Source organism: Coleofasciculus sp. C1-SOL-03 (assembly GCF_040220555.1).
GTDB lineage: Bacteria > Cyanobacteriota > Cyanobacteriia > Cyanobacteriales > Coleofasciculaceae > Coleofasciculus.
Genome location: NZ_JAVJUO010000088.1, coordinates 25139 through 32040 on the forward strand (window position 1 = coordinate 25139; position 6902 = coordinate 32040).

8 protein-coding genes are annotated in these 6902 nt (G+C 44.1%); 2 read left to right on the plus strand and 6 right to left on the minus strand.

Features of this window, described 5'->3' with window-relative positions; genetic code table 11:
* From csx10 to crn3, 6 genes are all read right to left on the minus strand, one after another.
* Positions 1-1218 (minus strand): type III-D CRISPR-associated RAMP protein Csx10, encoded by a 1218-nt coding sequence (csx10, locus tag RIE73_RS15700; protein WP_446402058.1) that lies wholly within the window; start codon positions 1216-1218, stop codon positions 1-3.
* The gene (locus RIE73_RS15705) at positions 1215-1946 is read right to left on the minus strand and encodes an RAMP superfamily CRISPR-associated protein (protein ID WP_446402059.1); all 732 of its coding nucleotides are present in this window, start codon (positions 1944-1946) and stop codon (positions 1215-1217) included. Before RIE73_RS15705 ends, csx10 begins: the two co-directional genes overlap by 4 nt.
* A complete protein-coding gene (cas10, locus tag RIE73_RS15710) occupies positions 1943-4402 on the minus strand; it encodes a type III-B CRISPR-associated protein Cas10/Cmr2 (RefSeq protein WP_446402060.1) in 2460 nt (819 codons plus the stop codon). The genes RIE73_RS15705 and cas10 overlap by 4 nt, the downstream gene beginning before the upstream one ends.
* A gap of 67 nt (positions 4403-4469) precedes the next feature.
* Entirely contained in the window at positions 4470-4805 is a 336-nt protein-coding gene (locus tag RIE73_RS15715) for an element excision factor XisI family protein (protein ID WP_446402061.1), read from the minus strand.
* Positions 4793-5206, minus strand: a complete 414-nt coding sequence (locus RIE73_RS15720) for an element excision factor XisH family protein (protein ID WP_446402062.1) — start codon at positions 5204-5206, stop codon at positions 4793-4795. The genes RIE73_RS15715 and RIE73_RS15720 overlap by 13 nt, the downstream gene beginning before the upstream one ends.
* 229 nt (positions 5207-5435) lie before the next feature.
* Positions 5436-5774: a CRISPR-associated ring nuclease Crn3/Csx3 gene (gene crn3 / locus RIE73_RS15725; RefSeq protein WP_446402063.1), complete on the minus strand. Its 339-nt coding sequence runs from the start codon at positions 5772-5774 to the stop codon at positions 5436-5438.
* An 830-nt stretch (positions 5775-6604) separates the two neighbouring features.
* On the opposite strand from crn3, the gene RIE73_RS15730 reads away from it, so the two are divergent.
* Both RIE73_RS15730 and RIE73_RS15735 read left to right on the plus strand, forming a co-directional pair.
* Positions 6605-6790 carry a hypothetical protein gene (locus RIE73_RS15730; protein WP_446402064.1) on the plus strand — a complete coding sequence of 62 codons (186 nt, stop codon included), beginning with the start codon at positions 6605-6607 and terminating at the stop codon, positions 6788-6790.
* A 23-nt stretch (positions 6791-6813) separates the two neighbouring features.
* A partial coding sequence (locus RIE73_RS15735) for a helix-turn-helix domain-containing protein (RefSeq protein WP_446402067.1) occupies positions 6814-6902 on the plus strand: 89 nt, incomplete at its 3' end.

Consider the following 6902-nt stretch of genomic DNA (forward strand, 5'->3'; position numbering starts at 1 on the left):
CTATTTAGCCTTCTCCCAAACGATAGTGTGAAAATCATTACAAACTTGTACTTGACCAAACCCTTCGCAGGTGCGATCGCCTACTCCTTTCAATTCTAACCTTTCTAACGCCGCCATCCAATCTTTCTCCTTCTCTTTGATTGTACTAAATAAATAAACGCTACCTTTATTTGTAATTAACTCCACATCCTTCATCAATCCCCAAGCCGAATTCCAGCCCGAACAATAGTCATAACTGCTATACGCAACCTGCAAATCGACTGGACAGTCTCTTAACTGAACAAACTCTTTTAGCATATCTTCGGAAATCACCATAGTGTGTTGCCAGTTTTCGGTTAAAATCGCATCGGATTGCAAATCTAATGTAAAGTAAGTCCGATTCTCTAGTGGACGATTGCCAAAGAGATTTCCCCACTCAAGCCAACGATTCTGGATAGCATGATTAAACCGATAAATACGGGATTCCAAGGTTTGCTTAACTGAACTCACCGTTCCCTGAATCTCCACTTTACCTAAGCCTCGCGACATGGCACCACCTAGGCGGAAATTTCTGGAGTTGAGATTGATAAATTGAGTCAGTTGATCCGCCAGGTTATCATCTTCAACTAGAATCGAACTACAGTAAACAACGGGTTGCTGATTCTGAGTTTCATTGAGAACCTCAATACTATATAAAACTTGTTCCTCTGCTGTTGCACGACGGCGATTAATGCCCACACGAGTTAGCAGACGCTTAGATACGGAATGAGTTTGATAGTGTTGCTCATTCTTTTTGCTGTAAAACCCACTATAGGGTTCAACTCGTCCACCATCTTGGGGACATATCGGATCATAAGGATACCCATAACTTTCCGCACAGAAACGATCAATTAGAGTATCAAAAACGCCGTATCCTTTCGGCTTAAATCCAGGATTGGTTTTAGAACTTAAGGCAGTGGCAGGTAACACCTTAACTTCTTCATCGCTATTTGTAGGGGCGGGATAGGCATTATGGAAAATTGTCGCATTTTCCCGCAAAAATACGTCCTTAAAATCATTATCAGTTTTCGTTAAATCAGGATTATCTAGATGAGACAGTTGAATCATCTGGGAAGCAATCGCCCCCCGAATTACCGAACCGGGAATATAGTCTCCCGCTTCACTCACTGAACCCCCTGGTTTTTTCCGCCCAATGGCTAGAGGTGACAAGGCGGTAATGGTTAGTTGAATCTGTTTCATTGTCCACCTCCTGGTAACAGGGTTTGCCAATCCTTTTCCTCTACTGACACCCCCTTAATTTCCCACGTCAGCCATCCCAATCCTGTGGATTTAGAACCCCCCAAGGCGTTGATATGGTGTAATCCGGCTAAAATTAAGGCTTGGGTAAAAGCCGGACAATTGGGTTGAAGGTGAATGTCGCCAGTAAACTTAAGCTGAACATTAGCGGGTGAGGTTTCTAGGAAGTAGAGTTTTTTCTCTTCGGCGGTATGACGACGGCGGTTAATCGTCACGCCCGGGCGGAGAACTTCTGGCGGGAGATTGTCCGGTTTTTCTGGGCAAATTAAGTCATCAAAGATGACTCGTGACGGTAAGGCGGGATTGCCAAAAATCTGACAAATTAGGCAATGATATCGGTTATCTCCTGGTACTCGATAATCCTCGTCTCGGTGAAAACGCCTCACCTCATTGTCGGGAAAACCCGCACGTTGGGGACACATCGTTTGAGGATTAGGGGCTTGACAAATTGCCCACCCTAACCCCCGTGCTAATTTCTCACATTCATGGCGCAAACGCCCTTTAAGTTGAGATGCAGGAATCAAAAGTTTGTTGTCCGCAGTACGCACAATTGGCTTATCGGCGAGAGAACCAGAAGAACCTCCTGCACCCACGCATAAAGCGGTATCAATGATAGCCGTTAGGGAGATTGTTTCGACTGGATTAGATAGTAATTCTTGCAGGTAAATCATGAGTTACTAATCATTGTTGTTGTCTGAGAGACTGATTCGGGTTGCACTTCAATGAAGGGATAGAGTTCTATGAGTTCTCGCCAAATAGTATAATAAGTTGATTTTTTGAGTAAATTTAAGAGACTATACTGTAACCGAAACAGTTCCGGTGTAAACGTTGCCAATAAAATTAGCACGATCAGATTGGCAATCATGCTATCGCGATCAAACATCCACGGGGCTAAGTTGCCATCGTTGGTTATCGCTTTACACCACGCTTCTTCAAAGTAGTCTTTCAAGAGTTTTTGTTGTTCCGGTTGTAATCGCACCCGGAAATATCGATAATTTAGCATCGTTGTAGATTTACCTCGCTCTAACAAACTGCGGATTTGATAAAGTTGCGATCGCGGAAATTCTGACTGCTTTAGTTTCTCCCCGGTTTTTATCAATCCGCCGAGTTCATGTAGGGTATAGGGGGCGCCATAGAGTTTCAGGGTTGGTTTACTTTTGTCTTGTTCCTGCTTGGTTAAACCCTCTTGGCGAAAGGATTCGATATTTGAGGAAATCATGGTGACTGATTTTAGGGTGAGAAAGTCAACGGTTCCGCCATGATAGTCATAGTCTTTTTTTAACTGCTTTGCCTTTTTCTTGGCTGACTTAAGTAATTGATTGGTCAAGTTTTCGGCATAATAAATGGGCGTTTGATCAGCCGTAATTAGAACCCCCGTTGACATACTCAGTTTACTCAGTTTACATAGTGAAGGGTTGACAGGTGTCTTCCCTTGGTATCTGTGACAGTCTTGAGAACGTGAGATTATGTCTGAATCAGTAATTCCATAGTCGTTTCGCCCTTGTATCTTTTCGCCTTTCAGAAGAATTCGCTCAAACTCCTCGCCAATGGTTTTAGCAATTGCCAATGCTTGATCGGCTGGCACAATTAACATGACATCATCCCCACCAATTGTGAGGATTTCAAAGGGATAAATAATCGCGCCATTCCGATGTTGATTATCTCCGATTAAACCATTTAATTGATGAGGTTTAAGATGCTCTCCGAGGGCGTGGTAAACAGATTCTTCTGTGGCGGTAAAGATATCTCGGCTAAATCGGCGACAATCTTGGGGGGTTTTGAGTTCTTTCTGAATATAACCTCCCATGTTATTGCCATCAGCATAAATATAGCCCACAAAACCATTCCCAGCATTGCCAATTTCGGTAAGCGATCGCGCTTCGCTAATTTTCTGTTTGGGGATGTCTTGATAATAGCGATCTCGATAGTGACTTTTTTCGATAAAACGTCTAAATTTAACCACCCAGCTTTCCAGATACCCTGAATTCCATAATAGTTTAACTTGACCAAGTTGCCATTTCCAATCCGAATTTTTTGTCCACCATTTCTGACTGCGACTCCCTTCCCCTTTCGTTCGTTGCCCAACAATACGTTTACGGGCTAAAGCATCAGAAAACCAAGGTTCATCCGGAAGACGACTCCCAGGGGCAACAGCTAGGCGGTGTTCGACGTCATCCCGCAATAAATAAGGATGGGTTTCAAACATAGGCGGATAGCGACGGCTGGGACGTTGGCTATCGGGTACGTTATTCCCGTTGCGTCGCTGCTGAAATAACGTCGCCAGTTTCCCGGTTATTTCGTTAAAATTCTTGCGATTTTTAAATAACTCTTTCCAGTTTTTACCATTTTTTAGTTGACCAAAGTAGGCGGTTGTAATCGGACTGGTTTGCCGTTTCTTATCCTGTAAATACCAGTCTAACCATTTGGTTTGTTCAATCGGATTGTCAAGTAATCCAAATCGCAGTTCCAGCAATCTGAAACTTTCTCCTACCGCACAAGAGTTAGCGGTCAAGGTTTCTGCTGTATAGCGTTTTTCAATTAAATTAACTAAATCCGGGACAAATGCTGTCGGGCAAAAGGCTAAAATGTTACCCCCGGTTGAGTAAATCACTAACTCAGGAATCAGTGCGTCCCATAACGAGTGTAGTGTTTTATCTTTGTGTTGTAACTCTCGCCTAACCCTTTGGCAATATTGTCTGGCTCGGTAACATTCGGGAAATTCCTCTGGCAATTCTTCACATTTGAAAAACGCAGGTAAATCTATTAAATTAATTCGATCCAGTAATGCCGATGCGCCCCGAATTTCAGGGAGTTTTGCTGATTCAAATACATAGCCTTTAATCTTTGTTGCGCCGCCGTAGACTAAACCGATTCGGGTAGTTTGCTCCCACAAATTGGCATAGTTATGCTTAAGATCAGTAATTTGATCGGGAAAATAGTCTTCGGGAATCCCTTGTAATTGCTGGACAGCTTCAACCTGCGATCGCACTTCCTCTGGAACCTCTTTTCCTTGACGCAGCGCCTCTCGCATTTGCTGCAAGATACTTAGATCATGCGGTTTACGCCCCTCGCCCCAAGCGAGACACCAGGCGATTCCAATGGTTAGGGGGTGTAGAGAATGGGTCATAATTCAGCCTGCGTTTAAGCAAAAGGGGGGTAATAAAAGCGGATTGGAGATTACGTGAAACTAAACATTAAGCAATAGCATAGCCAGTATGCTGCCGCAAGTAAGGTGGATGAAATGCCAAAACAATTTTGTCCTTGGGAACGCCAGCGGCGACTAATTCATCCGTGATTCCATCTTCTATTCCATCTCGTTGAATCCAGATTTTGCCCTCAATAATTTCAACGTGAACCACACAACCGTGAATTCGGCGTTTGCCATCCCACCCGGCATTCATCAACAAGAAGTTGTTGCGATCGCGGTCGATAATCAATTTGCTTTCAATCTGTCCGTGACTGTAAGGAATGCGATGATGTTTTTCTAGGATGCTTTCAATAATGTTGCGATAGTCAGCTAATTTATCCATTGTATTATCTCCACTTGGTTGATGTCAAAAATAATTAATTTTAGCTGTTGATTTTCGACAACCATTTGTGCGATCTCTTCTTGAAAGAAGTCCAGATAGACTTCATTCGAGATAGCCAAATAAAGAATGCGATCGGGTTGAGAGCGTTTCAGCGCGTCTCGATAAAGGATGTATTGACCTAGGGCAGTTTCTAAATCATTGACGGGTGATGGACTTAAAAAGCTTTTGATTTCAATGGCAATTTTACGACCTTCTTTTTCAGCCGCTATGAGTTTTTCTGCACCTAAATCAATGTAGACTGAGCGAGAGCCAATGGTGAGTCGGAATAGTTCATCTGTAATCCTCCATCCGTCTTTCTCTAAAGCAGCTTTTACGGTATCGTGGTAGATGTCTTTTGCCATGCACTATTTTTTTCCGTTTCTTCGTAGTCTAGCAGGACATCAGTTCGCCCATTCCCATCTCTGTGACTCCCAACCCACCTAGCATCTAGGTTTAGGGTTCCTCAGTCGGGTGATTTAGTAACTATTGTTACTGACAAAAAGGGGGACAAGGATAAGAATTGTCTGTGCTAATTATTGCCGAAAGTAATATCAACTCGAACCGGATTATCTCCCTCGCTGGATGGCTGGATTATCGAGACAGTGCGGCGGGTAATTCCACGGGAAATACTTCACCCACCGAGACATCGTGAGTGTGAGTCGCCACCACGACAATACCTAAACGGGGGTCATAACATCCCACCCAAGCGGCGGGATGACATTCGTGAACCAGGTAACTGTACAGCCAAATCGGACCTTTTCCTTCGATGACGATACCCTGGTTGAAGGGTATCCCTTCGGGTAGTTTGATTCCTTTAATGTCTGGGGGCGAAATAATGCCGTCTTCTGTGGCAATCTGGAAATGCAGGTGTTGATAGGGTAAACCGGTTTGGGTTTGATGGGGAAGCAGTTGAAGTTGAATCGCGTTCATGGTTTTTGCCGTTCTGTGAGTACGAGGCTAATGTAGCACCCCCTGGGAAAGACCCTTTTCCAGCACAAGTAAGGGACTATAGAGACAAGGGGGTTGGCGTCGGGGAGAGTTGAGTTGGTGTCGGGATTCCCTTGGGCAAGTGAGTCAGATATCTTGCTATGATTCAGAGCATCGGGTTATAGTATATAAGAGTTCATTTTTGACGGCTAAAAGCGGGGTCGATTTTCCGGGACTCCCGTCAAAAACTCCAGAACCTTGACAATTAAATAGTTTCAGCGTTTGAGAATGTGCCGTAATTGCGAATTTGTTTCAATAAGCGGGGCTGAAATGAGGCTAAAAAAGACTCCCGTCAAAATCCTCTGTAGAATCCTCTCTCTGTAAGCGTTTTAGATGGCGGGGTTTCCGCTAACTTACTCCCCGCAAGGGGATTGAAACCTTAACAGACTGGAATGTCAACGAGATGCCTAAGCTGGTTTCCGCTAACTTACTCCCCGCAAGGGGATTGAAACTGGGTGCGATATTCGCAGGCATTACCCTACCAGCGGTTTCCGCTAACTTACTCCCCGCAAGGGGATTGAAACAATTTCACCCTACAGCAAGACCTAGACATCCGCAGGCTTAGCGGAGTTAGTAGCTTGACAAACTCACTTCCCCCAAAGGGGATGAAAACTCTGGTATCAGTAAGGTGGGCAATGCCCACCCTACAACTTGAAAAATTTACCCGGTATGCTGGATAAGCGGAGGAATAGAGGAAGGCGATCGCACGGATTCAGTAAAAAGATGATAACCTTTTTATTTTCAGGGATTACGGGGAGAATAGGGGTGTAACCTTGTCAAATAGAGAGGGATTACTACCAGGAGAAGGTGCGGTTGGACGCTATGCTGACTTACTTAAAACTGGACGTAGAGGGGATAATCTGACACCTCACCACATTCCTTCTAATGCTTTTATGGCAGCAAAGGTTCCTGGCTACACTAAAGGAATGGGCATGATAACTAATTATCTAAAACTTTGACTTTATTTGCTATACTTTTATGTATGGCAGAACAAAGACGGCATAAGATAACTGAAGCGGCTGAGATTCTGGGGGTAAACCCTTGGACTCTTAGGCGCAAGGTGTACAAAAA